Annotated in this window: 25 protein-coding genes; 15 read left to right on the top strand and 10 right to left on the bottom strand. The window is 66.3% G+C overall.

All coding sequences use genetic code 11. The features are described 5' to 3' along the window. The first annotated feature begins 131 nt into the window (after window positions 1-131). From rdgB to ntrC, 5 genes are all read left to right on the top strand, one after another. The gene (gene rdgB / locus AC3WOB_RS12790; protein ID WP_492275235.1) at window positions 132-755 is read left to right on the top strand and encodes an RdgB/HAM1 family non-canonical purine NTP pyrophosphatase; all 624 of its coding nucleotides are present in this window, start codon (window positions 132-134) and stop codon (window positions 753-755) included. A 37-nt stretch (window positions 756-792) separates the two neighbouring features. Further along, window positions 793-2013 carry a radical SAM family heme chaperone HemW gene (hemW, locus tag AC3WOB_RS12785; RefSeq protein WP_492275234.1) on the top strand — a complete coding sequence of 407 codons (1221 nt, stop codon included), beginning with the start codon at window positions 793-795 and terminating at the stop codon, window positions 2011-2013. A 184-nt stretch (window positions 2014-2197) separates the two neighbouring features. Beyond that, window positions 2198-3610, top strand: coding sequence for a type I glutamate--ammonia ligase (gene glnA / locus AC3WOB_RS12780; RefSeq protein ID WP_013393982.1), 1413 nt, complete (start codon window positions 2198-2200; stop codon window positions 3608-3610). 183 nt (window positions 3611-3793) lie between these two features. After that, window positions 3794-4858, top strand: coding sequence for a nitrogen regulation protein NR(II) (gene glnL, locus AC3WOB_RS12775; protein ID WP_013393981.1), 1065 nt, complete (start codon window positions 3794-3796; stop codon window positions 4856-4858). Continuing rightward, window positions 4858-6366: a nitrogen regulation protein NR(I) gene (ntrC, locus tag AC3WOB_RS12770; protein WP_013393980.1), complete on the top strand. Its 1509-nt coding sequence runs from the start codon at window positions 4858-4860 to the stop codon at window positions 6364-6366. Before glnL ends, ntrC begins: the two co-directional genes overlap by 1 nt. Window positions 6367-6384: 18 nt before the next feature. Here the strand turns inward: ntrC and AC3WOB_RS12765 are convergent, their stop codons facing one another. Next, window positions 6385-7299, bottom strand: a complete 915-nt coding sequence (locus AC3WOB_RS12765) for a LysR family transcriptional regulator (RefSeq protein WP_492275233.1) — start codon at window positions 7297-7299, stop codon at window positions 6385-6387. A gap of 180 nt (window positions 7300-7479) precedes the next feature. Between AC3WOB_RS12765 and AC3WOB_RS12760 the strand changes: the two genes are divergently transcribed. The 3 genes from AC3WOB_RS12760 (at window position 7480) to AC3WOB_RS12750 (ending at window position 10254) form a co-directional block, all read left to right on the top strand. Then, a complete protein-coding gene (locus AC3WOB_RS12760; RefSeq protein ID WP_492275232.1) occupies window positions 7480-8178 on the top strand; it encodes a pirin family protein in 699 nt (232 codons plus the stop codon). Between the two features lie 104 nt (window positions 8179-8282). Beyond that, a complete protein-coding gene (locus tag AC3WOB_RS12755) occupies window positions 8283-9188 on the top strand; it encodes a pirin family protein (protein WP_492275231.1) in 906 nt (301 codons plus the stop codon). An 88-nt stretch (window positions 9189-9276) separates the two neighbouring features. Further along, window positions 9277-10254 (top strand): Bug family tripartite tricarboxylate transporter substrate binding protein, encoded by a 978-nt coding sequence (locus tag AC3WOB_RS12750; RefSeq protein ID WP_013393976.1) that lies wholly within the window; start codon window positions 9277-9279, stop codon window positions 10252-10254. Between the two features lie 15 nt (window positions 10255-10269). Here AC3WOB_RS12750 and AC3WOB_RS12745 read toward each other — a convergent pair whose 3' ends face one another. The 3 genes from AC3WOB_RS12745 to AC3WOB_RS12735 all read right to left on the bottom strand — a co-directional run bounded on the left by AC3WOB_RS12745 (window position 10270) and on the right by AC3WOB_RS12735 (window position 13910). Then, on the bottom strand, window positions 10270-11046 hold the full coding sequence (locus tag AC3WOB_RS12745; RefSeq protein ID WP_041655668.1) for an ABC transporter ATP-binding protein: 777 nt from the start codon (window positions 11044-11046) through the stop codon (window positions 10270-10272). 5 nt (window positions 11047-11051) lie between these two features. Further along, window positions 11052-12722, bottom strand: coding sequence for an ABC transporter permease (locus AC3WOB_RS12740; protein WP_492275230.1), 1671 nt, complete (start codon window positions 12720-12722; stop codon window positions 11052-11054). A 144-nt stretch (window positions 12723-12866) separates the two neighbouring features. Next, a complete protein-coding gene (locus AC3WOB_RS12735) occupies window positions 12867-13910 on the bottom strand; it encodes a Fe(3+) ABC transporter substrate-binding protein (protein WP_492275229.1) in 1044 nt (347 codons plus the stop codon). Between the two features lie 337 nt (window positions 13911-14247). Here AC3WOB_RS12735 and AC3WOB_RS12730 point away from each other — a divergent pair, with 337 nt between their 5' ends. Beyond that, entirely contained in the window at window positions 14248-15024 is a 777-nt protein-coding gene (locus AC3WOB_RS12730; protein ID WP_013393972.1) for a ferredoxin--NADP reductase, read from the top strand. A 134-nt stretch (window positions 15025-15158) separates the two neighbouring features. On the opposite strand, the gene AC3WOB_RS12725 is transcribed toward AC3WOB_RS12730, so the two are convergent. Genes AC3WOB_RS12725 through AC3WOB_RS12715 form a run of 3 tightly spaced genes read right to left on the bottom strand, consistent with a single transcriptional unit; the run spans window position 15159 to window position 17895 of the window. After that, window positions 15159-16121 carry a Bug family tripartite tricarboxylate transporter substrate binding protein gene (locus AC3WOB_RS12725; protein WP_013393971.1) on the bottom strand — a complete coding sequence of 321 codons (963 nt, stop codon included), beginning with the start codon at window positions 16119-16121 and terminating at the stop codon, window positions 15159-15161. Between the two features lie 35 nt (window positions 16122-16156). Then, the gene (locus AC3WOB_RS12720) at window positions 16157-16540 is read right to left on the bottom strand and encodes an AtuA-related protein (RefSeq protein WP_492275228.1); all 384 of its coding nucleotides are present in this window, start codon (window positions 16538-16540) and stop codon (window positions 16157-16159) included. Further along, window positions 16537-17895, bottom strand: a complete 1359-nt coding sequence (locus tag AC3WOB_RS12715; RefSeq protein WP_492275227.1) for an acyclic terpene utilization AtuA family protein — start codon at window positions 17893-17895, stop codon at window positions 16537-16539. Before AC3WOB_RS12715 ends, AC3WOB_RS12720 begins: the two co-directional genes overlap by 4 nt. Window positions 17896-17992: 97 nt before the next feature. On the opposite strand from AC3WOB_RS12715, the gene AC3WOB_RS12710 reads away from it, so the two are divergent. After that, window positions 17993-18907, top strand: coding sequence for a LysR family transcriptional regulator (locus tag AC3WOB_RS12710; RefSeq protein ID WP_492275226.1), 915 nt, complete (start codon window positions 17993-17995; stop codon window positions 18905-18907). On the opposite strand, the gene AC3WOB_RS12705 is transcribed toward AC3WOB_RS12710, so the two are convergent. Both AC3WOB_RS12705 and AC3WOB_RS12700 read right to left on the bottom strand, forming a co-directional pair. Continuing rightward, window positions 18904-19500, bottom strand: a complete 597-nt coding sequence (locus AC3WOB_RS12705; RefSeq protein ID WP_013393967.1) for a putative adenosine monophosphate-protein transferase Fic — start codon at window positions 19498-19500, stop codon at window positions 18904-18906. The genes AC3WOB_RS12710 and AC3WOB_RS12705 overlap by 4 nt on opposite strands. Before the next feature lie 2 nt (window positions 19501-19502). After that, complete coding sequence (locus AC3WOB_RS12700; protein ID WP_492275225.1) at window positions 19503-19670, bottom strand: YhfG family protein; 168 nt, start codon at window positions 19668-19670, stop codon at window positions 19503-19505. A gap of 203 nt (window positions 19671-19873) precedes the next feature. Here AC3WOB_RS12700 and AC3WOB_RS12695 point away from each other — a divergent pair, with 203 nt between their 5' ends. The 4 genes from AC3WOB_RS12695 to AC3WOB_RS12680 all read left to right on the top strand — a co-directional run bounded on the left by AC3WOB_RS12695 (window position 19874) and on the right by AC3WOB_RS12680 (window position 24073). Beyond that, window positions 19874-20260, top strand: coding sequence for a Rid family detoxifying hydrolase (locus tag AC3WOB_RS12695; RefSeq protein WP_013393965.1), 387 nt, complete (start codon window positions 19874-19876; stop codon window positions 20258-20260). 39 nt (window positions 20261-20299) lie between these two features. After that, window positions 20300-22390 (top strand): ATP-dependent DNA helicase RecG, encoded by a 2091-nt coding sequence (recG, locus tag AC3WOB_RS12690; RefSeq protein ID WP_013393964.1) that lies wholly within the window; start codon window positions 20300-20302, stop codon window positions 22388-22390. 80 nt (window positions 22391-22470) lie between these two features. Further along, a complete protein-coding gene (locus AC3WOB_RS12685; RefSeq protein ID WP_013393963.1) occupies window positions 22471-23421 on the top strand; it encodes a LysR substrate-binding domain-containing protein in 951 nt (316 codons plus the stop codon). A 151-nt stretch (window positions 23422-23572) separates the two neighbouring features. Continuing rightward, a complete protein-coding gene (locus tag AC3WOB_RS12680) occupies window positions 23573-24073 on the top strand; it encodes a Dps family protein (protein WP_013393962.1) in 501 nt (166 codons plus the stop codon). A gap of 76 nt (window positions 24074-24149) precedes the next feature. Here AC3WOB_RS12680 and AC3WOB_RS12675 read toward each other — a convergent pair whose 3' ends face one another. After that, window positions 24150-24755, bottom strand: coding sequence for an RBBP9/YdeN family alpha/beta hydrolase (locus AC3WOB_RS12675; RefSeq protein ID WP_041655663.1), 606 nt, complete (start codon window positions 24753-24755; stop codon window positions 24150-24152). A gap of 316 nt (window positions 24756-25071) precedes the next feature. On the opposite strand from AC3WOB_RS12675, the gene AC3WOB_RS12670 reads away from it, so the two are divergent. Further along, window positions 25072-26199 (top strand): branched-chain amino acid ABC transporter substrate-binding protein, encoded by a 1128-nt coding sequence (locus AC3WOB_RS12670; RefSeq protein ID WP_013393960.1) that lies wholly within the window; start codon window positions 25072-25074, stop codon window positions 26197-26199. Window positions 26200-26311: the final 112 nt, after the last annotated feature.

Here is a 26311-nt window from a genome sequence, read left to right as displayed (position 1 = left end):
GACGACGGGCGCGCCATCTTCAATTAGGGTACGTATCACTGTCAACCCCGGCCGAAGGCATATCCTTCGAGCGCGCGGGGGCATCCCGCCCGGCGGCGGCGCATCGGGCCCGCGCCCTATACAATTTGCCCATGACCGCTCCCAAGATTCCCGATTCCCTGCGCCGCGTCGTGCTGGCCTCCAACAATCCCGGCAAGCTGCGCGAGTTCTCCGCCTTGTTCGCGCCTCTGGGCATGGAGCTGGTGCCCCAAGGCGAACTGGGCGTGCCTGAAGCCGAAGAGCCGCACGTCACCTTCGTCGAGAACGCGCTGGCCAAGGCCCGCCATGCCAGCCGGCTGACCGGGCTGCCCGCGCTGGCCGACGATTCCGGCTTGTGCGTGGCGGCGCTGGACGGCGCGCCTGGCGTGTATTCGGCGCGCTATGCCAAGATGCATGGCGGCGAAAAATCCGACCAGGCCAATAACGAACTGCTGGTGCGCAAGCTGGCCGGCGTGGCGGACCGCAGCGCCTGGTACGTGGCGGTGTTGGCGCTGGTGCGCGCCGAGAACGACCCGCGGCCCCTGATAGGCGAAGGCCTGTGGCACGGCGAGATCATCGACCAGCCCGAAGGCGCCAACGGCTTCGGCTACGACCCGCATTTCTACCTGCCCGACCAGGCCCTGACCGCCGCAGCCCTGGATCCCGAGGAAAAGAACCGGCTGAGCCACCGCGCCCGCGCCCTGCGCGAACTATTGAGCAAGCTGAGCCAGGCTTGACGAGGGCGCCGCGTGGCGCCCGGTCCAGGAATTACGCATGTCCATCATCATTCCCATCCGCAACGACATGGGCGCGCAGCCGTCGCGCCTGAAGCTGCCGGCCGGCGCCACGCTGTCCAGCCTGCCGCCGCTGTCGGTCTACGTGCACGTGCCCTGGTGCGTGCGCAAATGCCCTTATTGCGACTTCAACTCGCACGCGGCGCCGGGCGAGATCCCCGAGCGCGCCTATCTGGATGCCCTGCGCAGCGACCTGGAACAGGCGCTGCCTTCCATCTGGGGGCGGCAGGTGGTGTCGGTTTTCATCGGCGGGGGCACGCCCAGCCTGCTGTCGTCCGAGGGGCTGGACGAACTGCTGGCGATGCTGCGCGCCTGTCTGAACTTGTGGCCCGACGCCGAGATCACGATGGAAGCCAATCCCGGCACGGCCGAGGCCGGGCGCTTCCGCGACTATGCCGCCAGCGGCGTGACGCGGTTCTCGCTGGGCATCCAGAGTTTTGACGATGCGCAGCTGAAGAAGCTGGGCCGCATCCATGACGGCGCGCAGGCGAGGGCGGCGATCGAGATGGCGCAGCGCGCCGTCGCGCGCGTGAACCTGGACATGATGTTCGCCTTGCCCGGCCAGACGCTGGAGGCCTGTGTGGCCGACCTGCGGCAAGCCGTGGCTTTCGGCACCGAGCATCTGTCGCTCTATCACCTGACGATGGAGCCCAACACTGTCTTCGCCAAGTTCCCGCCCGAGGACCTGCCCGACGACGACACCAGCGCCGCCATGCAGGACGCGGTGGAAGCCGAACTGGCGGCAGCCGGCCTGGCCCGCTATGAAGTCTCGGCCTATGCCAAGCCTGGCGCACGCTGCCGCCACAACCTGAATTACTGGGAGTTCGGCGACTACCTGGGCCTGGGGCCGGGCGCGCATGGCAAGCTGTCCTTCCATGACCGCATCCTGCGCGAGGCGCGGCTGCGCAGTCCGGACTCCTGGATGCAGGCAGCCATGGCGCGCGACGGCAGCCACATTGCCGAAAGCCGCCAGGTCGGCCCGGACGAATTGCCGTTCGAGTTCATGCTGAATGCCCTGCGCCTGAAGGACGGCGTCGCCGCTACCGCCTTCAACGAACGCACCGGCCTGTCGCTGGCCGCGATTGCGCACCAATTGGAGGCGGCCTCCAAGCGCGGGCTGCTGGATGCCGATCCCACCCGTCTGCGCGCGACCCCGCTGGGCTGGAGATTCCTCAACGACCTGCAGGAAATGTTCCTGTAGCGTGCATGCACCATAGTGGGGCTGGCGTGCCCCACTATTTGCACCATTATGGTGCTACATTTTCCCGTGACCCAGCTGCCTTCCTCGGGGAATCCCGGGGGTAAAACCTGGCACGCTTATTGCTTTCCTCTTTTATGCCAGTCGACGGGTATAGCCCTCGACCTTTTTATCTAATGGAGATGACATGGCAAGCCCGAAAGACGTCCTGAAACAGATCGCCGACAACGAAGTCAAATTCGTGGATTTCCGCTTTACCGATACGATTGGCCGCGAGCACCACATCTCCGTGCCGGTCAGCCAGATCGACGAAGACAAGCTGGAAAGCGGGCAGGCCTTCGACGGTTCGTCGATCCCGGGCTGGAAGGGCATCGAAGCCTCCGACATGCTGCTCATCCCCGACATGTCCACCGCCAACCTGGATCCGTTCCGCGAAGAACCGACCCTGATCCTGTCGTGCGACGTGGTCGAACCCTCCGATCTGAAGGGCTATGACCGCGACCCGCGTTCGCTGGCCAAGCGCGCCGAAGCCTACCTGAAGTCCTCCGGCCTGGGCGACACCGCCTACTTCGGTCCGGAACCCGAATTCTTCGTCTTTGACGGCGTGACCTGGAACAGCGACATGTCTGGCACCTTCGTCAAGATCAAGTCGGAAGAAGCGCCCTGGTCCTCGGGCCTGGAATTCGAAGGCGGCAACACTGGCCACCGTCCCACCGTCAAGGGCGGCTACTTCCCCGTGCCGCCGGTCGATTCCTTCCAGGACATGCGCTCGGAAATGTGCCTGCTGATGGAACAGATGGGCGTGCCGGTCGAAGTGCACCACCATGAAGTGGCCGGCGCCGGCCAGCTCGAAATCGGCACCAAGTTCAGCACCCTGGTGCAGCGCGCCGACTGGACGCAGATCGTCAAGTACGTGATCCACAACGTGGCCCACGCCTACGGCAAGACCGCCACCTTCATGCCCAAGCCCATCGTCGGCGACAACGGCTCCGGCATGCACGTCCACCAGTCCATCTGGAAGGACGGCCAGAACCTGTTCGCGGGCAACGGCTACGCCGGCCTGTCGGAATTCGCGCTGTACTACATCGGCGGCATCATCAAGCACGCCCGCGCGCTGAACGCCATCACCAACCCCGGCACCAACTCGTACAAGCGCCTGGTTCCGCACTATGAAGCGCCCGTGAAGCTGGCCTACTCGGCCCGCAACCGTTCGGCCTCGATCCGCATCCCGTACGTCGGCAACCCGAAGGGCCGCCGCGTCGAAGCGCGTTTCCCGGACCCCCTGGCCAACCCGTACCTGGCCTTCTCGGCCCTGATGATGGCCGGCCTGGACGGCGTGCAGAACAAGATCCACCCCGGCGATCCCGCCGACAAGAACCTGTACGACCTGCCGCCGGAAGAAGACGCCAAGATCCCGACCGTCTGCGCATCGCTGGAGCAAGCGCTGGAAGCCCTGGACAACGACCGCGAGTTCCTGACCCGCGGCGGCGTGTTCAGCAACGACATGCTCAACGCCTACATCGAACTCAAGATGGGCGACGTGAACCGTCTGCGCATGACGCCGCACCCGGTCGAGTTCGACATGTACTACAGCCTCTGATGGCTTGAGGCAGTAGCTGGAGGTGGCGCGATGCTGCAGGCAGAAACCAGGGCCCGCAGCAAGCGCACCGCCAGATCGCGGTTCGACGTGCTACCCGCCAGGCGCTGCGCCTGGCGGGCAGGGCGCCGGCTTCCGGCGCGGCCGTCGCGTTCCGCCGTCCCCTCACATTCGGGTATGTAGAAAATGAATGTAGAAGCTCTCGATTTGCTAGCCACGTCCGTTTTCCTGGTCAACGCACGCGGTCATATCGAATACGCCAATGCGGCCGCCGAAGACCTGTTCGGCCGCTCGCGCAAGCAACTGGGCGGCCAATCCGCCGCCACGCTGTTCGACAGTCCGGAAAACATCCAATCCTCCATCGACCGCGCCGCTGCCGGACGCTACGCCGACGTCAGGCAACTGGCCTCGTTGCGCCGCGCCGCCGAATCCGTGGAAGTCTCCGTCACGACCGTCGGACTGACGGGCCAGCGCTGGCCCGTGCTGATAGAAACCCGCGAGATCGAGCAACGCGTGCTGGCCGACCGCAACCACCGGCTGGTTGACGAGATCGAGGCCCACCGCGAACTGCTGCGCAATCTGGCGCATGAAGTCAAGAATCCCCTGGGCGGCCTGCGCGGCGCCGCGCAACTGCTCGAAGCCGAGCTACCCAGCGCGGCCCTGGCCGAGTACACCCAGGTCATCATTTCCGAAGCCGACCGCCTGCAGGCGCTGGTGGACCGCCTGAGCGGCCCGCAACGTGTGCCGCTGAACGCGCGGCCGGTCAATATCCATGAAATCTGCGAGCGCGTCTGCGCGCTGATCCAGGCCGAGTTCCGCAACGACGTCACGCTGCTGCGCGACTACGACGCCTCGGTGCCGGACCTGAAGGGCGACGCCGCCCGCCTGATGCAGGCCGTCCTGAATGTGGCCCGCAATGCCGCGCAAGAACTGGTGGCGCGGCCGCAGGGACCGCAGACCGAACCCGGCGTGATTACGCTGCGCACGCGCGTGGCGCGCCAGGTGATGCTGGCCCACCGGCAGCACCGCCTGGCGTTGGAGCTGTCCATCATCGACAACGGTCCCGGCGTGCCGGACCAGATCCGCGACCGCATTTTCCATCCGCTGGTCACGGCCCGCGCCGGAGGCACCGGCCTGGGCCTGAGCCTGGCGCAGGACTTCGTGCAGCAGCACGGCGGCATCATCGAATTTGAATCCCGGCCCGGCCGCACCGAGTTCCGCCTGGTCCTTCCGATGGAGCCTGCACTCTGATGAAACCCGTATGGATCGTCGACGATGACCAGGCCATCCGCTGGGTCCTGGAAAAAGCCCTGGCGCGCGCCGGGGTGCCCACCCGCAGCTTTTCCCAATCGGCCGACGTGCTGGACGCGTTGTCGCGCGACAAGCCGGCCGCGGATACGCCAGCCGCGCTGGTTTCCGATATCCGCATGCCGGGCGGCAATGGCCTGGAACTGCTGCGCCAGCTGAAGGAACGCCATCCCGGCCTGCCCGTGATCGTGATGACTGCGTTCGCGGACCTGGACAGCACCGTGTCCGCCTTCCAGGGCGGCGCTTTTGATTACCTGGCCAAGCCTTTCGATGTGAACGAGGCGGTGGCGCTGATCCAGCGCGCCATGCAGGAGTCCGCCCAGCCCGAAGGGCCTGAAGGGCAGGGGGAGTCGGCGCAGAACAACGAACGCTGGATGATGACGCAATCCTCGTCCACCGCCATGCAGGAAGTGTTCCGGGCGATAGGCCGGCTGGCCCAATCCAAGGTCACCGTGCTGATCACGGGCGAGTCCGGCACCGGCAAGGAACTGGTGGCGCGCGCCCTACATGGCCATGGCGTGCGCGCCGGCGGCCCCTTTGTGGCGCTGAACGCGGCAGCCATCCCGCGCGACCTGCTGGAGGCCGAGCTGTTCGGCCATGAGCGCGGCGCGTTCACCGGCGCCAACAACCTGCGCCGTGGCCGCTTCGAGGAAGCGCACGGCGGCACCCTGTTCCTGGACGAAATCGGCGACATGCCGATCGAATTGCAGACGCGCCTGTTGCGCGTGCTGGCCGAAGGCAGCTTCTACCGCGTCGGCGGTGCGCAGCCGGTGCGCGTCGACGTGCGCATCGTTGCTGCTACCCACCAGCCGCTGGAGCAGCGCGTGGAGCAGGGCCTGTTCCGCGAGGACCTGTTCCATCGCCTGAATGTGATCCGGCTGCGCCTGCCGCCTTTGCGCGAACGGGTCGAGGACATCCCGGCCCTGGCCGGCCACTTCCTGACGGCCAGCGCCCGCGCGCTGGGGGTGCCGGTCAAGCGCCTGACGCCGGAAGCCCTGGCCGTGCTGTCCAAGTTCGATTTTCCGGGCAACGTGCGCCAGTTGGAGAACTTCTGTCACTGGCTGACGGTAATGGCGCCCGGCCAGACGGTGGAGCGCGCCGACCTGCCGCCGGAAATCCGCGCCATGGAGCATCAGCAACAGCCAGGTCCGGCGCTTGCCCGTCCCGCCGCGCCCATGGCCGGCGTGGGTGCCGTGGTGCAGGCCGCGGCGCCGGCGGGTGATGACTCATCGCGCAACTGGCAGGATTCCCTGGTGCGCGACGCGCAGTACCGGCTGGAGCGTGGCGAGCCCGCGGTCATGGCCACGCTGACGCGCCAGTTCGAGAAAATCCTGCTGCAAAGCGCACTGGACGCCAGTCGTGGCCGCCGCGTGGAAGCGGCTTCGCGCCTGGGCATAGGCCGCAACACCATCACGCGCAAGCTGCGCGAACTGGGTATCGAGGACGAGTAGGGCGCGCGGCCGCGCGCCTTATCCCATCCCCAGCAGGCTCTCGCACAGGCGCGGCGACTTCAGTTTCTGCAGCCACCATTTCAAGGCTTCGCCTGGGGGCTCGGAGCGCCAGGCGTAGGTCAGGTGTTCCGTCAGGGACATGCCTTCGTCCGTCTCGCATACCACCAGCAATCCTTGCGCCAGATAGGGCGCGGCCAGCGTCAGCGGCAGGTAGCCGCAGCCCAGGCCGCGGACCTGGGCGTCTATCTTCGCTTGCATGGTGGGCATGACCAGCGTGGGCTGTTCGGCCAGGATGCCGCGCGTCTGCGGCGCCAGGTTGCGGGACGTATCCGCCACCACCACCGCGCAATAGCGCGTGATGTCGGCGCGGCTCAGGGGCTGCGGCAGGGACGCCAGCGGATGGTGCGCGGCCACGCAGAAGCCGAATTGCGATTGCCCCATGGCTTGCGAGCGGTACGGGCCGGTGGGTTCGCCGGCGGCGCCCGCGCCGATGACCAGATCGGCCCGTCCGGAAGTCAGCGCGTCCCAGTTGCCGCTCAGTACCTCGCTGGAAAAGCGCAGCGTGGTGGCGCTGCCCAGCGCCTGGAACTCCTCGATCAGGTCGTACAACGGCCGCCACGGCAGCACCGCGCTGATCGCGATGCGCAGTTCCACTTCCCAGCCCGTGGCGATGCGCTTGACGCGGCAGGCCAGGTCGTCCAGCGACTGCAGCACGTGGCGGCCTTCCTTCAGCAGCGTTTCGCCCGCCGGCGTCAGCAGCGCGCGGTGGCCCGAGCGGTCGAACAGCAGCACGTCCAGCCCGTCTTCCAGTTTGCGGATGGAGTAGGTCACCGCCGAGGGCACCTTGCCCAGTTCACGGGCCGCCTTGGCAAAGCTGCCGTGGCGCGCGATGGCGTCCACCAGGATCAGCAGTTCGGGGGTGATGGCTTGCATGGATGCGCCTGGAATGGATATTCAAAAAATTTGAATGGTTCCGTCAAAATATAGCGCCAAACAGGCGGGGGCGCACGCGCACAATATCACTCATGCCGGTGATGCAGCGGTTTCGCTCCGAAAGGAGGTGACGAAAGGCAGGCTGCACAACCATTCATATTATTGAAATAGGAGTCCGCAATGCTTACCACTCGCCGCGCTGCTGAACGGGGTCACGCCAACCATGGATGGCTGGACTCGTTTCACACCTTTTCCTTTGCCAACTACTACGACCCGGCCCACATGGGCTTTGGTGCCCTGCGTGTGATCAATGACGACCGCATCGCGGCCGGCCGTGGCTTCGGCACGCACGGCCACCGCGACATGGAAATCATCACCTATGTGCTGGACGGCGCGATCGCCCACAAGGACAGCATGGGCAGCGGCTCGACCATCCAGCCCGGCAACGTGCAGCGCATGAGCGCCGGCCGTGGGGTGATGCACTCGGAGTTCAACCCGCTGTCGGACCGTGAAACGCACATGCTGCAGATCTGGATCGAGCCCGACGTCGCCGGCATCGCGCCGGAGTACGAAGAGCGCAGCTTCAGCGACGAGCAGAAGCGCGGCCGGTTGCAGGCCCTGGTGTCGCCGGATGGTGCTGACGGCTCGATGAAGATCCATCAGGACGCGCGGCTGTACGGCGGCCTGTTCGATGGCGACGAGTCCGCCGCGCTGGAACTGGCCGCTGGCCGCCGCGCCTGGGTGCACGTGGCCCGTGGCAGCCTGACGGTCAATGGTGTCGAGCTCTCGGCCGGCGACGCGCTCGCCATCACCGACGAGACCCGCTTGGAGCTCTCGGGCGGCAAGAATGCCGAAGTCCTGGTGTTCGATCTGGCGTAAAGCCCCTGGGCGGGCGGGCCGATGAAGCCCGCCCGCCGCTGTTTTTCCATGCAAGCGGCAGGCCTTAAGATGGCCATTGGCCCTACAACCCGGAGAGTCTGATCATGTCCACCTTGTCCGAAGCCGGCGAAAGCCAGATTGAATCCGTCGTGGTGCCGCGCACCAGCGACCTGGGCGGCTTTTCCGTGCGCCGCGCCATCCCGTCCGCGCAGCGCCGCACCGTCGGGCCGTTCGTCTTCCTGGATCACATGGGGCCGGTCGATTTCGCGCCCGGTACCGGCATAGACGTGCGTCCGCACCCCCATATCGGCCTGTCCACCGTGACCTACCTGTACGAAGGGTCCATGGTGCACCGCGACGGCGCGGGCAACACTCAGACCATCCTGCCCGGCGAGGTCAACTGGATGACGGCCGGCCGCGGCATCGTGCACTCGGAACGTTCCTCGCCCGAAAGCCGCCAGGGCGCGCAGCGCCTCTGTGGCCTGCAGATCTGGGTGGGACTGCCCAAGGAACATGAAGAGACCGATCCGGGCTTCACCCACTACGGGCTGGATGCGCAGCCTGTCGTCGAAGGCGAAGGCGTGCGCGCCCAGGTGGTGGCGGGTTCGCTGTTCGGCAAAACGTCCTCGGTGAAGACGCTGTCGCCGCTGTTTTACGGCGACCTGCAATTGCAGGCCGGCGCGACCACGGTGCTTCCGGCCGAGCACGAAGAGCGCGCCGCCTATCTGGTGCAAGGCACGGTCGAGATCGACGGCCAGGAGTTCGAAAGCGGCCGCCTGGTCGTGTTCGCGCCCGGCCGGCCCGTGCAGATCCGCGCCAAGACCGCGGCGCGCTTTGCCGTGATCGGCGGCGAACCCCTGGATGGCCCGCGCTTCGTGTGGTGGAACTTCGTTTCCAGCAACAAGGACCGCATCGAGCAGGCCAAGCAGGACTGGCAGCGCAACCGCTTCGACCAGATCGTGCCGGGCGACGAGACCGAATACATCCCGCTGCCCGAGCCGCGCGCCTGAAGTTGCACGCACACCGGCCGCGCAAGCGTGGCGCGGCCGGCGGTATGATGCGCCTCCCGACCCAACAACAAACCGGGATGGAGACATCATGCATCGCTACACATTCAACGCGCTGCGCGGCCTGGCCGCGCTGGCGCTGATCCAGGGCGCATCGGCCGCGCTTGCCGCCGGCTATCCGGCCAAGCCAATTACCTTCATCGTGCCCTATACCGCAGGCGGCACCACCGACCTGGTGGCGCGCACCGCCGGCCAGAAAGTGGCCGAAAAGCTGGGCCAGCCCGTTATCGTCGAGAACCGCCCCGGCGCGGGCGGCAATATCGGCATGGACGCGGTGGCCAAGGCTGCGCCCGACGGCTACACCATCGGCTTCGGCGCGATTTCCACGAACGCCCTGAATCCCTTCGTCTACCCGTCCATGCCGTTCGATCCCACTAAGGATTTCACGGGCGTCAGCATGCTGGGCGCGTCCACCGTGGTGCTGGAAGTCGGTCCGGCCTTGAAGGTGGATAGCGTCAAGGACCTGGTGGCCTACGCCAAGCAGCATCCGGGCACCTCGTTCGGCACGCCGGGCACCGGCACCTCCATGCATCTGGCCGGCGTCATGTTCGACCAGCTGACCGGCGCCGGCATGCAGCACATCCCGTACAAGGGCAGCGCGCAGGGCCTGAACGACTTGCTGGGCGGCCATCTGCCGGTGATGTTCGACAATCTGCCGGCGTCGCTGCCGCATATCAAGGCGGGCAAGGTGCATGCGTTGGCGGTGACCGGCAGCAAGCGCGCGCCGGCCTTGCCGGATGTGCCGACGCTGGCCGAGCTGGGCTATGAAGCCGCCGTGGTCGATCCCTGGTTCGCGGTCTATGGCCCGGCGAAGATGTCGCCGGAAGTGACCCGGACCCTGAGCGAAGCCTTCCAATGGGCGCTGGCCTTGCCGGAAGTGAAGACCAAGCTGGAACAGGCTGGCTTCATGCCCTACGGTTCCACGCCGCAGGAAGTGGAACGCCTGACCCAGAGCCAGCACGAGGCCTTCAAGGCCTTGTCGCAGAAGGTGAAGCTGTCGGCCGACTGAGCGGCCGGCGCAGACTCAGCGGCCGCGGGCGTAGGCCTGCTCGCGCCGCTCTTCCAGCGCTTCGCGGCGGATGAAATCGCGCACGAAGTCGCTGGCGGGATGGTGGTGCAGGTTGTAGGGCGTATCCCACTGCGCGATGCTGCCCTGGGACATAACGCCGATGCGGTCCGCGATGGCGAAGGCTTCGGCCTGGTTGTGGGTCACCAGGATGGCCGTGTGGCCGGTGGTCTTGAGGATGTCGCGCACTTCGAAGGCCAGGCGTTCGCGCGTGTCCACGTCCAGGTTCGAGAACGGCTCGTCCAGCAGCAGCAGGTCGGGCGAGGGCGCCAGCGCGCGCGCCAGCGCCACGCGCTGTTGCTGGCCGCCGGAAATCTCGTGGGGATAGCTGTTGGCGGCATGCGCCAGACCCACCAGTTCCAGCATCTCTTCGACGCGGCGCGCGCGTTCCGGGCGCGCCAGCTTGCGCAGGCCGAAGGCCACGTTCAGCGCTACCGACAAGTGCGGAAACAGCGCATAGTCCTGGAACATCATGCCCACGCGGCGATGCTCGGGCGCCACCTGCACGGTGGGCGAAGAAATGACCGTGCCGTCCAGCAGGATGCGTCCGGCCCGCACCGGCTCGAAGCCGGCAATGGCGCGCAGCACAGTGGTCTTGCCGCAGCCGGATTCACCCAGCAGGCAGCCGATATGTCCGACGGGCAGGCCCAGCGTCAGGTCCTGCACCACGGGCTTGAGGCCCGCCGGGGTGTCGTAGGCGAGAGAAAGGTGATCGAGTTCTAAGAGATCGGGCACGATGATCAATGTCCCATTTTCAGATTGGTGCGCGCCAGCAGGATGACGGGGAACAGGCCGGCCAGCACGATGGCCAGGGCCGCGACGGCGCCTTCTTCATAGGTGCCGCGGGCAGCTTCCGCGTATAGCCAGGTGGCCAGCGTGTCGAAATTCATGGGCCGCAGCAGCAGCGTAGCGGGTAGTTCCTTCATGGCGTCCACGAACACCAGCAGGGCGCTGGCCGCCAGCGCCGGGCGCAAGAGCGGCAGATGGACGCGGCGCAGCGTGCCCGCCGAACTTTCGCCCAGCAGGCGCGAAGCCTGTTCCAGCGACGGCGGGATGCGGGCCAGGCCGGCTTCCAGCGCCCCGGTCGAAATCGCCAGGAAGCGGATCGCGTAGGCGCAGACCAGCGCGCCCATGGACCCCATCAGGAACAGGCCGGTGCCGCCGAACACCTTGGCGACCGCGGTATCGATCCAGACGAAGGGCGTGAGCAGGCCGATGGCCAGCACCGTGCCGGGCACCGCATAGCCCAGGCTGGCAATGCGCGCGCAGGCGCGGCCGGGGTTGAAGCCCGAGCTTTCGCGCAGGGTGCGCCCGGCCCAGGCCACGATCAGGCCGCATAGCAGGGTGACGATGGTGGCGCTGAAGGCCACGATCAGCGTGTTGGAAAGTCCGTTGATCAATTGGTGCGACACGCCGCCCACCAGGTGCAGGCGCTTGTAGGTTTCCACGATCAGGTAGAGCGCAGGCGCGACGAAGCCCACCAGCACCGGGATCCACCCCAGTATTGCCGCAATGGCGCCGGCTGCGCCACGCAGGCGGCGCGGCTGCATGGGCCGCATGCGCTGCGTGTTGGCGTAGCGTTGGCGCTTGCGGCCATGGCGTTCCAGCAGGATCAGCCCGATCACGATCGCCAGCATGGTCAGTGCGATCTGGGCCGCGCCCGCCAGGTCGGAACGCGTGACCCAGGTGGTGTAGACCGACACGGTCAGCGTCTGCACGCCCAGGAATTCGGAGGCGCCGATATCGTTCAGCGTTTCCAGCAGTGCCAGGCTCACGCCCACCACGATGGCGGGCCTGGCCAGGGGCAGGGCCACGCGGAAGAACACGGCGACACGGCCGGCGCCCAGCGTGCGCGCCGCTTCCAGCAGGCTGGCGGCCTGCGTCATGAACATGACGCGGGTGCTCAGGTACACGTAGGGATAGAGCACGAAGCCCAGCACGAAGATCGCGCCGTAGATCGAACGTAGGTCCGGCAGACGGAACTGGCGCGGGCTGTCGTAGCCCAGTACTGCGCGGATGCCGCTCTGTATCGGGCCTATCGGGTGCAGCAGGTCCAGATAGGCGAAGGCGATGATGTAGGTCGGCACCGCCAGCGGCAGCAAGAGCGCCCAGGTCAGCACGCGGCGGGTAGGGAAGTCGTACGCGGTGACCAGCCAGGCCGCGCCCGTGCCCAGCAGAGTGACCAGCACGCCCACGCCGGCCAGCAGCACGGCGGTATTGGCCAGCGCCTGCGGCAGCACATAGTTGGCCAGATGCTGCCAGTGCGAGAGTTCGCCGCCCAGCGCCCACCAGCCCAGCGTCAGGACGGGCGCCAATACGGCCAGCGCGATCAGGGCGGCGCCGGCCAGCCAGCCAGCCCCGCGTTCAGTCCAGCGCAGACGCAGCGGCCGGGGCAAAGAATCAGTGTGCATGCTTCAAAGTCGATTGCATCAATGGCAAGGCCTGCTCCCTCCAAAAAGGGAGCAGGCCCTACGCGCTGGCCTGGGCGCGGCCCGCGCGGGTGTCACTGCCACATGGCTGCGCCGCGCCGCAAGGCGTGGCATTCCACGGGCTTATCAGTTGTCGAAACCGACCTTGTCCACCAGTTCGCTGGCTTGCTTGCGATGCTTGGCGATTTCAGTCAGCGGCAGCGGATCCACCTTCAGTTCGCCAAAGCTGGCGATCACGGGGTCCAGCTTCACGCCCTTGCGGACGGGGTATTCGTAGTTGGCTTGGGCGTACAGGGCCTGGGCCGGCTCGGACACCAGGAAGTCCAGCAGCTTGACCGCGTTGGCCTTGTTGGGCGCGTGGGCGGCAACGGCCGCGCCGCTGACATTCACGTGCGTGCCGCCGCTCTTGGCGTTGGCGAAGGTCGGGCGGATGACCTTGATGGCGTCGCCCCACTTGCGCGCGTCGGTGCCGGCTTCGGCATTCTTCATGTGGCCGACGTAGTAGGCATTGGCCAGGCCGATGTCGCAGATGCCGCCCAGGATGTCGCGGGCCACGTCGCGGTCGCCGCCGGCGGCCTTGCGGGCCAGGTTGGCCTTGACGCCGCGCAGCCATTTTTCGGTGGCTTCGGCGCCGTCATGCGCGATCATGGAGGCGACCAGCGCGGTGTTGTAGGGATGCTGGCCCGAGCGGATGCAGACCTTGCCCTTCCACTTGGGATCGGCCAGGTCTTCGTAGCGGAAGGCTTCCAGCTTCAGGTCCTTTTCCACGTACAGCACGCGGTCGCGCAGCGACAGGGCGTACCACTTGCCATCGGCGCCGCGCAGGTTGGCGGGGATGACGGATTCCAGCGTTTGCGATTTGATCGACTGGGTCACGCCGCCGTCGACCAGGTCCAGCAGGTTGCCGATGTCCACGGTCATCAGCACGTCGGCGGGCGACTTGGCGCCTTCGGCCTTGACGCGTTCCAGCAGGCCGTCCTTGACGAAGACCGTATTGACCTTGATGCCGCTTTCCTTGGTGAAGGCGTCCAGCAGCGGCTGGATCAGCTTGGGTTCCCGGGTGGTGTAGAGGCTGACTTCCTCGGCGGCGTTGGCCGACACGGTGAAGGCGGCGGCGCCGGCCAGCGCCAGGGCGCGCAGCAGCGAATTCAATTGGGGACGCTTGTTCATGAGGAGGTGCTCCGGCTAGGGCTGCAGCGGGTTTCCCGGGTGTCCAGGCTTCCCACCGCTCAAAACAGTCTGCTAACGAAAATGATTATCAAATGAGAACGCGACGATAACAGGAAGCAAAGCGGCGTTCAACTATTCGTAAGTCGGGCAGGCTGCAGCCTTGATCCCCATCAATACGGCATAAGCGTATTACGGAATAATGAGAGCAGTTATCATCGAGACCCTGTAGAATAGGGTCAACCCTAATGCCGGGCCGCGTCTTTTTTTGCGGCACGGAATGACCCAGCGGCACAAGCCGGGCGCATAGCCCGGGGCGGTCGCCCTAATTTGATACGACATGGCTGCTTTCAACACTGAGCGCGTACTAAGCGTGCACCACTGGAACGACACCCTGTTTTCCTTTACCACGACGCGTGACTCGGCCTTGCGGTTCCACAATGGCCACTTCGTGATGATCGGACTGGAAGTTGAAGGCAAGCCCCTGCTGCGGGCCTACAGCATCGCCAGCGCCAACTATGAAGAGAACCTCGAGTTCCTCAGCATCAAGGTGCAGAACGGCCCGCTCACGTCGCGCCTGCAGCATCTGAAGGAAGGCGACACCATCCTGGTCAGCCGCAAGCCCGTGGGCACGCTGGTCGTCGACGACCTGAAGCCGGGCAAGCACCTGTTCCTGTTCGGCACGGGCACCGGCCTGGCTCCGTTCATGAGCATCATCAAGGACCCGGACATCTACGAACGCTTCGACAAGGTCATCCTGGTGCATGGCGTGCGCTGGGTCAGCGAGCTGGCCTATGCCGACTTCATCGAAAAAGAATTGCCGAACAACGAATTCTTCGGCGACGTGGTGCGCGACAAGCTCGTGTACTACCCGACGGTCACGCGCGAGCCGTTCCGCAACCAGGGCCGAATCACGGAACTGATGGAAAACGGCAAGCTCTGCGAAGACATCGGCATTCCCCAGATCAATCCGGAAACCGACCGCGCCATGATCTGCGGCAGCCCCCATATGCTGGCCGACATCAGCGCCATGCTGGACAAGCGCGGCTTCACCGTTTCGCCGGGCGTGGGCCAGCCGGGCGACTACGTGGTCGAGCGCGCATTCGTGGACAAATAAGTCCGGGCGCTGGCTCCAAATACAAAACCCATCGCAGCGATGCGATGGGTTTTGTGTTTTCTGGCGCTGCGCAACACCGTGGCGACGTTTCTGGCTGCGGCGCGCCGGTACATCATCACCTCGGAGCCTCCGGCCTATTCGGGCTGGATGCCGGCCTTCTTGATGATTTCGCCCCATTTCTTCGACTCGGCCTGCTGGAACTTCGCGAGTTCGTCCGGGGTGGAGCTGGCCACGTCCGTACCCGTCTGCGCATAGAACTGCTTGGCCGGCGCGCTTGCGGTGGCCTTGACCAGCAGCTCGTTCAGGCGCTTGACGACATCCGGCGGCGTGCCGGCCGGCGCATAGGCGGCGAACCAGTAACCCATTTCATAGCCCGGCACGCCGGCTTCGGCGATGGTGGGGACGTCCGGCGCCAGCGGCGAACGCGCCTGACCGGTGACGCCGAGCGCGCGCAGCTTGCCCGACTTGACTTGGGGCAGGCCGGTAGCCGTGTCGGTGATCATCATGTCGATCTGGCCGCCCAACAGGTCGGTGACTGCCAGCGGGTTGCTCTTGTACGGCACGTGCAGCAGTTGCACGCCCGCCATCTGCTGCAGCAGTTCGCCGGCGATGCGACTGCTGGAGCTGCCGCTGCCGAAGCTCAGCTTGCCGGGCGACTGCTTGGCCTGGGCCAGGAAGTCGCCGACGGTCTTGGCCTGCGAACTGGGATTGACCACCATGATCTGGCCGCCTTTGCCCAACAAGGTCAGCGGTGCGTAGTCCTTGACCGGGTCGTAGGTCAGCGTCTTGTAGAGGTGTTCGTTGGCGGCGTGCGTGGTGTTGGTGGTGATCAGCACCGTGTAGCCGTCGGGCGCCGCGCGGGCGCCGGCGGCGGCGCCTATCATCGCGCTGGCGCCGGGCTTGTTCTCGATCACGACGGCCTGGCCGGTCTGTTCGGTGACGCCCTGGCCGATGGCGCGGCCGATCTGGTCGGTGGCACTGCCCGCCGCGAACGGCACGATGAAGGTAATGGGCTTGGCGGGGAACTGGGCCATGGCGCTCAAGGGCAGGGCGGCGGCCAGCAGCAAGGCCAGCCGGCCTTTGGTAGCGATGCGCATGTGTGTCTCCTGTGGGGTTTTTATAGGAATTGAAATCAGGCGGCCGCGGGGCGGTCGCCGGGTATGTCTGGCAGCCGGCCGGCCAGCGCCGGGCTGACCTCGACCGTCATGTCCAGCAATCTGAAGGACAGGCTCTTGCCGTGCGTGTCCAGGTTGAGGGCATCGTTGACGCCGCCGTCCAGTACGCCTTCCAGCACGAAGTTCATGGCATGCAGCGTGGGCAGCGTGTAGCGCGTGACGCGCCGGGGATGGCGGTAGGCGAACCAGGCCGCGACGCGGGCTTCGGTGACCTGCGCGGCCAGCGTCTCATAGCATTCCGGGTCCCAGGCGATCAGGCTCAGGTTGGAGATGTCGCCCTTGTCGCCCGAGCGGCTATGCGCCAGGCGGTACAAGGGGACCGTGATCAGCGGCGGATTCATTGCGAGGCTTCCTCCAGGAAGGTCCAGCCGCTGGGCACGGCGTCGCGCGGCAGGGTGCAGGACATCATGTTCAGGCGCGGGCGCAGCGCGGTGCGCACGCCGCCGCCGCCGGCTGGGCCGCAGGTATAGAGCGCGTTCACTTCGCGCAGCACGCTCTCGGCCAGCTTGCGGTCGCCGTGTTCGGCGGCGATGCGCAGGCGTACGTCGCGCCCATGGCCGTCGGGCAGGCTGGACAGCATTTCGCCGGCATCGTCGCCCAGGATGCTGATGGCGCCGATCAGGTCGGCGCGCAGGCGCAGGGCCGGGTCCAGGCGCTTGCGTACGATGTCGGCCGCCAGGCGGGCGCGCGCCTCGGCCTGCACGCCGGCATAGGAAATCTCGGCCTCGGCCAGCCAGCCGCCGTGGTAGCAAACATTGACCTTGAGTTCATCGGGACGCGCATGGCCGGTGATGCCGCGCAGCGCTACCCGGTCGCCGCCCAGCTCCGCCACTTCGGCGCGGCTCAGGTCGGCGACGACGTCCGGCGTCAGGTAGCGAGCGGGGTCGTGTACTTCATACAGCAGTTGTTCCTTGACCGTGCGCGCGTCGACCATGCCGCCGGTGCCGTCTGCCTTGCCGATCACGAACTGGCCGTCGGCATGGATCTCGGCGATGGGAAAGCCTGCGGCATGCACGTCCGGCACGTCCTTGAGGCCCGGCACGCAGAAGTAGCCGCCGGTGACCTGCAAGCCGCATTCCAGCATATGGCCGGCCATGGTGGCGCGGCCCAGGCGCGGCCAATCGTCCATGGCCCAGCCGAAGTGGGCCAGCGCCGGTCCCAATGTCAGGGAGGGGTCCGACACGCGGCCCGCCACCACGACCTGCGCGCCCGCTGCCAGCGCTTCCGCAATCTCGGCGGCGCCCAGGTAGGCAGTGGCGCTGACCACGTCCAAACCGTCCAGCGCGCCGCCCAGGCGTTGACGCAGCAATTCCCGCTGCGCATCGCTGGTGAGCGCATCGCCGTGCACCACGGCGATGCGTGGCGCCGGCAAGCCTTGCTGCCGGGCGAGCGCGGCAATGCGTCGGGCCGCGGCGGCGGGGTTGGCCGCGCCGAAGTTGCCGACGATGCTGATGCCGTGGCGCAGGCAGTCGCCTAGCACGGGTCCGACCAGTTCGTCCAGCAAGGGCTCGTAGCCGCGCTCCGGGTCCGCGTTGCGCGCCAGCTGGGCCAGCGCCAGCGTGCGTTCGGCCAGCGTTTCGTAGATGAGCACGCCGCCGCCTCGGGCAATCAGGGTGCGCACCACGGCGGCGGCGCCGTCGCTGCGGTCACCGGAAAAGCCGGAGGCGCAGCCTATGTAGAGGGGGGAGAGTGGCATACGGAAGCGGTGCTGGATCAAGGTGTCTGAGCCCACTATAGGCATCCGCCGCTAATCAGTAAAATAGAAAGATCAGATCAATTCATAGAGGAAAGCCATGAATCTGTCTGCCCGCCAATTGCGCGCCTTTGTGGCGTTGGCCGAAGAAAAGCACTTCACCCGGGCGGCCCAGCGCTGCCACCTGACGCAGCCGGCCTTCAGCGCCCTGATCCGCCAGCTGGAGGACAGTGCGGGCTTGCGCCTGTTCGACCGCAACACGCGTCATGTGGAGCTGACGGTTGAAGGCCAGGTGCTGGACGCGACCGCGCGCAGGCTGCTGGCCGATATGGATCTGGTCATGGAAGACCTGCGCGACCACGCGGCAAGGCGCCGCGGCCGGATAGCGCTGGCGGCCTTGCCTTCGCTGGCCGCAGGTTGGCTGCCGGGGCTGCTGGCGCGTTTTCGCGAGGCCTATCCCGGCATCATGGTGGACTTGCGCGATGCCTTGCTGGATCCCTGCCTGGACCTGGTGCAGGCAGGGCAGGTGGATTTCGCGGTGGCTTCGCGGCGGCCGGACATGAACGAGCTGGACAGCGAGTTCCTGCATGCGGACCGCTATTTCCTGGTCTGCCGCGCCGACCATCCGCTGGCGGGCGCGGGCAAGGCCAGGCTGCGCGACATCCTGCGCTATCCCATGATCCAGCTCGCGCGGGGCAGCAGCGTGCGCAAACATCTTGATGCCGCCCTCGGCGCCGATGCGCCGGCCCCGGTCTTCGAGGTGGAGCACCTGGCGACCGCCACTGGACTGGTGCGCGCCGGCCTGGGCATCTCGGTGGTGCCGGCGATGACGCTGTTCCATTTTGGCGGCGCCGACCTGCGCATCGTGCCGCTGGCCGGCAAAGCCCTGACCCGACCGCTCTACCTGGTGCGGCGCAAGGGCCGCACGCTTTCGGTCGCGGCGCAGGCCTTGTATGACCTGCTGCGGGAGCATCGGGGGGATATCGACAGTCCCAGCTTGCCTGGGCCGCGCTAGCCGTCTATCCGCTGGCCAACGCAGCGTTGGAACACCGCCTTCAGCGGTGCATAGTCGCAGATCACGGCCGCGATGTTGGCGTCGACCCATTCCACTTGCGTCACTGACCACCAACCGATCTCGTAGCCCGCATTGAGGATAAGGTGCTCGAACAGGAGGCGCTGGGCGCGGCCGTTTCCTTCTCGGAAGGGGTGAATCATGTTGAGGTCGCCATAGGCGACAGCGACAGCGGCTATCAGGGCGTCACGCGGCAGATCGATGAGCCAGTGGGCCTGTGCCAGGGCCGCGAAGATTTTGTTGGCCTCGGGCTCGATTCTGGCGGTATTGCAGAAGCGCGTGCCGCCCTTTGAAATATCGATGGTGCGCAGCTCACCCGCCCAGTCGTAGAGATCCTGAAACAGCACGCGATGGAGCTGCTTCAGGTAAGCAAGGTCGTAGGGAGGCAGGGAAAATTCGAGCTGGCTGACGGCGATCTCGGAAAGATCCTGCTCAGCCTGCGCGAGCCGCGCATCGTCCCGGATGTCCAGCCGGTTACGCAACGTGAAGCTGCCGGAGTAGCAGTACGGATCCTGTCCGGTGCCGTATTTGTCCAACGTCAGGCGGGCTTGCGATGAGCGCGCAACACGGCTTCGCGTGAAGGTAGTTCGCGCTTCGCGTCGGCGGGCGTGGCCGGATAGCCTTCCAGGCGCATGCTGGCCGCATAGTTGGAACGGCGCACCTTTGCCCAATAGTCCACCTTGGCTTGCAGGCTGGTATTTTTCATGGCAAACGCCTCGCTTGAAAAGCCGTGGGATAGCTCACCAATTATACCGAAGCCGCAATCACGCCAGGCTGGCTCAGCCTTGTCGGGCCGATCATATTCCGTCGTGCAGCCACCCTAAGGCGTTCAGCCACTTTCGCAAAAGTCTATTGCTCGATACACTTCGATAGTTGTAGCTTCTATCCGTCTTTCGAAGGATTCCGCCCATGAGCAAGCAAATCATCCATACCGACACCGCGCCCGCCGCGGTAGGCCCTTACTCGCAAGCGGTTGCCGTAAGCGGCACCAAGACTGTCTATCTCTCGGGCCAGATCGGCCTGGAGCCGGGCACTGGCGATCTGGTTTCCGAGAACTTCGACGCCCAGGTGCGTCAGGCTTTCGCCAACATGCAGGAAGTCATCAAGGCCGCCGGCGGCACGCTGGACAATGTGGTCAAGCTGACGCTGTTCCTGACCGACTTGGGCAAGTTCACGGCCGCCAACGCCATCATGGCCGAGATCATTCCCCAGCCGTTCCCGGCGCGCTCGACCATCGGCGTAGCCAGCCTGCCCAAGGGCGCGCAGTTCGAAGTTGAAGCCATCCTGGTCCTGTAAAGCCTGCCCGGACTTTTCAATCCAGAGGTTCGTTTCTCCATGCCGGCCGCAACCGCGGCTTCCAAGCGGTCCGGCGCCGATAACAAAGGCGCCGGCAAAGCGATGACGGATACGGAGCGCAAGCTCCGTAACCTGGGCTTGGTGCTGCCCGAGGACTTCGTGCTGCACCTGCCGCTGCGCTACGAAGACGAAACCCGCATCGTCCCGATCAGCGATCTGCGGCCTGGTTTTGCCGGCCAGGTGGAAGGCGAGATCACGAAATCCGAGGTCTCCTACCGGCCCCGGCGCCAGCTGACCGCCACCCTGGCGGACGACAGCGGCGAACTGCAATTGCGCTGGCTGAATTTCTATCCCAGCCAGCAGAAGCAAGTCAGCGTGGGCAAGCGCCTGCGCGCGCGCGGCGAGGTCCGCGGCGGGCTGTTCGGGCGCCAGATGGTGCACCCGCGCATGACCAATGCCGACGCGCCGTTGCCCACCGCGCTGACGCCCGTCTATCCCAGCACCGAAGGCCTGCCCCAGCTGACCTTGCGCCGCGCCATCGCGCAGGCGCTGGACCGCGCCGACCTGTCCGACACCTTGCCCGACGAGGCGCGCGCGCGCTACGACCTGCCGCCGTTCGAGCCGGCCATCCGCGCCTTGCACACGCCAGCCCAAGGCGAGTCCGAGCAGGCTCTGCTGGACCGCGTGCATCCCGCCTGGCGCCGCATCAAGTTCGACGAGCTGCTGGCGCAGCAGCTGTCGTTGGCGGCCGCGCGCGCCGCGCGCCGCGTCAAGGAAGCCGAATCGCTGCCGGCGCGCAACGAGGCCGGCGGCCTGGTCGCCAAGTTATATGAAGCGCTGCCGTTCAAGCTGACCGGCGCGCAGGAGCGCGTGGTCCAGGAAATCTCCGCCGACCTGGCCAAGCCGTATCCCATGCATCGACTGCTGCAGGGCGACGTGGGCAGCGGCAAGACCGTGGTGGCGGCCATCGCCGCCGCCCAGGCCATTGCCAGCGGCGCCCAGGTCGCGCTGATGGCGCCCACCGAAATCCTGGCGGAACAGCACTTCCGCAAGCTGGTGTCCTGGCTGCAGCCGCTGGGCGTAAACGTGGCCTGGCTGAGCGGCAGCCTGTCGGCCAAGGCGCGGCGCGAGGCGGCCGCAGCGGCGGCGGACGGCAGCGTGCAATTGATCGTGGGCACGCAGGCCCTGATCCAGGACCACGTCGAATTCCACCGGCTGGGCCTGTCCATCGTCGATGAACAGCACCGCTTCGGCGTCGGGCAGCGCCTGGCGCTGACGCGCAAGGGCGAAACCGTGCGCGGCCGCAACGTGCCGCACCAGCTCAACATGAGCGCGACGCCGATTCCCCGCACGCTGGCCATGACCTTCTTCGCCGACCTGGACGTTTCGGTCATCGACGAGCTGCCGCCCGGGCGCAGTCCCGTCCTGACCAAGCTGGTGTCGGACGCGCGGCGCGAGGAAGTCATCGCCCACATCGCGCAGGCCGCGCGCGGCGGGCAACAGGCCTACTGGGTCTGTCCGCTGGTCGAGGAAAGCGAGGCCCTGGAACTTCAGACCGCCGTGGATACCTACGAAGGCATGCGGGTCGATCTGCCGGACCTGCGCATCGGCCTGGTGCACGGCCGGCTGCCGCAAGCCGAGAAGGCTGCCGTGATGCAGGCCTTCCGCGATGGCGAGGTGGACCTGCTGGTCGCCACTACGGTCATCGAGGTCGGCGTGGACGTGCCCAACGCCTCGCTCATGGTGATCGAACACGCCGAACGCTTCGGCCTGGCCCAGCTGCACCAGCTGCGCGGCCGGGTAGGGCGCGGCACCGCCGAATCGGTATGCGTGCTGCTCTATCAGACGCCGCTGTCGCAAGTGGCGCGCGAACGGCTGCGGGCCATGTTCGAAACCTCCGACGGTTTTGAAATCGCCCGGCGCGACCTGGAACAGCGCGGCCCGGGCGAATTCCTGGGCACGCGCCAGTCGGGCATGGCGCTATTGCGCTTCGCCGATTTGGAAACCGACGCGGCCATCGCCGAGGACGCGCGCGACGCCGCGGTCTGGCTGCGCGCCGAACACCCGGCCGCGGTCGAAGCGCATCTGGCGCGCTGGATGCGCGGGCGCGAGGACTTCCTGCGCACCTGACCATGCAGCCAGCCGCCAACCTTAATCTAGCAAGCGCCAGCCACGAGGCTGGGGCATAACCCCGGGGGGCGTAGTCCACCATGACTCTCACCGAACTCAAGTACATCGTCGCCGTGGCGCGCGAACGGCATTTCGGCCGGGCGGCCGAGGCCTGTTTCGTCAGCCAGCCCACGCTCTCGGTAGCGATACGCAAGCTGGAGGACGAGTTGGGCGTGACGCTGTTCGAGCGCGGCGGCGCCGAGGTTGGCGTCACCCCGATTGGCCAGCGCATCGTGGCGCAGGCGCAGAAGGTGCTGGAAGAAAGCGCCAGCATCAAGGAAATTGCGCGCCAGGGGCATGACCCCTTGGCCGGCCCCTTGCGCGTCGGCGTCATCCACACCATAGGCCCGTACCTGCTGCCGCGGCTGGTGCCGGTGCAGATCGGCCGCACCCCGCAGATGCCGCTGCTGCTGCAAGAGAACTTCACGGTGCGCCTGGTCGAGCTGCTGCGTCAGGGCGAAATCGACTGCGCCATCATGGCCTTGCCGCTGCCCGAGGCCGGCCTGGTCATGCAGCCCCTCTACGATGAGCCTTTCATCGTGGCCGTGCCCAATGACCACGAGCTGGCGCGGCGCAAATCCATCGACGCGCAGGACCTGAAGCAGCAGACCATGTTGCTGTTGGGCAGCGGCCATTGCTTCCGCGATCAAGTGCTGGAAGTCTGCCCCGAACTGTCGCGTTTTTCGGCCGCTAGCGACGGCATCCAGCGCACCTTCGAAGGGTCCTCGCTGGAGACCATCCGCCACATGGTCGCTGCCGGCATAGGCGTGACCGTCCTGCCCGTGACCGCGGTGCCGGAGCAGCCGCCTTCCAACAGCCTGTTGCGCTATCTGCCGTTTGAGGGCCATGTGCCGGAGCGCCGCGTGGTGCTGGCCTGGCGCCGCAGCTTCCCGCGCCTGGCCGCCATCGAGGCGCTGGCTCAGGCGGTGTATGCCTGCGATCTGCCTGGCGTGAAGATGCTGACCGACGAGGTCGCGGCGGTGCAGGATTGATTTCCAGGCCGTTGTCCGGCGGCCCGGCGCGCGCGGCTTGCGCCGCGTCAAAAGGTCGCAGGACTTATTGACCGTAGCAGCGGATATTGCGGCATTTCGCCGTATTTGCAGTGTTATCCTTGTTTCGCACATTCATCCCTAGGAGCTAGCAATGGCCAAGTCCCCCAAGAAGACCTCCAGCGTTCCGCGCATCAACATCGGTATCTCGGACAAGGACCGCGCCGCCGTCGCCGGCGAACTGTCCAAGCTGCTGGCCGACTCGTACACGCTGTACCTGATGACGCACAACTTCCACTGGAACGTCACGGGGCCCATGTTCAACACGCTGCACCTGATGTTCATGACCCAGTACACGGAAGAGTGGAATGCGCTGGACAGCATCGCCGAACGTATTCGCGCGCTGGGCCATTACGCGCCGGGCACTTATCGCGAATTCGGCAAACTGTCTTCGATCTCCGAGCCGGACTCGGTGCCCGAGGCCCTGGAAATGGTGCGTCTGCTGGTGACCGCCAACGAGTCCGTCGCCAAGACCGCGCGCGCCGCGTTCGAGAAGGCCGATGCCGCCAACGACCAGCCCACGGCCGACCTGCTGACGCAACGTCTGGACGTGCACGAAAAGAATGCCTGGATGTTGCGCAGCCTGCTGCAGTGACCGCAGCGGCAGCCGCCGCATGAGCAAACCGGAGCCTCGCGGCTCCGGTTTTTTTTCGTCTGTGGCCAGACCGCGCTCAGGTCTGGTGCGACAGCGGCCGGGCGGGAATCGGCGCGATGCGTTCGGGCGGCGGCGATACCCGCCATACCGCCCGGCGGCGCAGCGCGCCTAGCAGCTTCAAACCTTGCGGCCAGTCGTCCAGGCCGCTGTGGGCATTGAGGTGGCCCGCGCCCGGCACGATCACAAGCCGGCTGCCCCAATCGCGCGCGAAGGCGCGGGCGCGTTCCAGCTGGCAATACGGATCGTTGTCGCTGGCGACCAACACGCTCTGGTAGGGCAGCGACTGGCGCGGCACAGGCGCGAAGTCCCGCAGGCAGGCGGGCGCGCTTTCCCGTTCAACGTCGGCGGGCGCCACCAGCAGGGCGCCCGCGATCTTGGCGCGCAGCGGCACCGGCAAGGCGGCGCTGATCAGGCAACCCAGGCTGTGCGCAATCAGAAGGACGGGACTGCGGGCCTCATTCACTTCGGTGGCAAGCGCCGCGATCCATTCGCTGGGAGCCGGATGTTCCCAGTCGCGTTGTTCGACCCGGCGCGCATGCGGCAGCAGGGCCATCCAGCGCGATTGCCAGTGTTGGGGTCCGGAGTTTTTCCATCCGGGAACGATGATCGGTTGGAGTCTCATGGCGGCCATGATGCCGCGCGGCCTTAGTAACGCAAACGAATAAATCGTCTTTTGCATATACGCTGGCGGGCATAAGGGCGGGCGGCGAAGAATGCCGCAGCGCAATAATCGGACGGGTATCAAAGTGGTCCGAAACTGGCCTGGGAAGGGCTATTTTTCAGTGTATGCTTGCCGTGCAATCGCAATGCAACCGGGCGTGACCGGGGCCGAAACCCCTGCAAAGGGCAGTCCAGCAGGCATGCTTGGCCTGGAGATGATCCGGCGTCCGCCACGGTGCAAAAAACTAACGATTACAAATCATTAGAGGAGTCCACACATGAAGCCAGTATTTCGTCTGACCCCGGTCATCGCAGCGCTGGGCGTCGCGGCCGGTCTGGCGTTTGCCTCGGGAGCGCAAGCGCAAACCATCAAGATCGGCGTCGTCGGCCCCACCACCGGCGCGGTCACTCAGTATGGCGATATGGTCCGTGAAGGGGTCGATACCGCGGTCGAACGCATCAACGCCGCCGGCGGCATCAACGGCAAGAAGCTGGAAACCGTCGTGATCGACGACGGCTGCGAACCCAAGCAAGGCCCGGTCGCCGCCAACCGCGTCGTCAACAGCAAGATCGGTTTCGTCGTGGGCCACGTGTGCTCGGGCGCCACCATCGCCGCCGCCGACATCTACAACAACGAAGGCGTGGTCATGGTCACGCCCTCGGCCACGTCGCCGGCGCTGACCGACGGCAAGAACTACGAGTTCATCTTCCGCACCATCGGCCGCGACGACCAGCAAGGCCCCGCCGCCGCCAAGTTCATCCTGGACAAGATCAAGCCCAAGAAGGTCGCCGTACTGCATGACAAGCAGTCCTACGGCCAGGGCATCGCCACCGCGGTCAAGAACGACCTGGAGAAGGGTGGCGTGGCCGTCGCCGTGTTCGAAGGCATCAATGCCGGCGACAGCGACTACTCGGCCGTCATCACCAAGCTGAAGAGCCAGGGCGTGGACTTCGTCTACTACGGCGGCTACCACCCCGAAATGGGCCTGCTGCTGCGCCAGGCGGCCGAACAGGGCGTGAAGGCCAAGTGGATGGGTCCGGAAGGCACGGGCAACCCCGACATCAACGCCATTGCCGGCGACGCCGTCGAAGGCATGCTGCTGACGCTGCCGGCCGACTTCACCCAGAACGCCGCCAACGCCGACATCGTCAAGGCCTTCGAGGCCAAGAAGCGCAACGCCAGCGGCGCCTTCCAGATGACCGCCTACACGGCTACCCAGGTCATCGCCGACGGCATCAAGGGCGCGGGCAGCGACGACCCGACCAAGGTCGCCAAGTACCTGCACGCCAACTCCTTCGACACGCCTATCGGCAAGGTGTCCTGGAACAAGCAAGGCGACCTGACGAACTTCCAGTTCGACGTGTTCACCTGGCACAAGGACGGTTCCAAGACCGTCTACAAGTAAGTCCGCGAGCGGGCCTGCGGCCCGCGACACGGGCGGAACCACTCTGCGTTCCACGACATGCCGGGCCGGAAGCGACAGTCTTCCGGCCCGGCTTTTTTGGTCTTCCGTCGGG

The sequence above is a fragment of the Achromobacter sp. FW305-C-30-7 genome (assembly GCF_058783105.1).
This window is presented reverse-complemented; position numbering and strand designations above follow the sequence as displayed.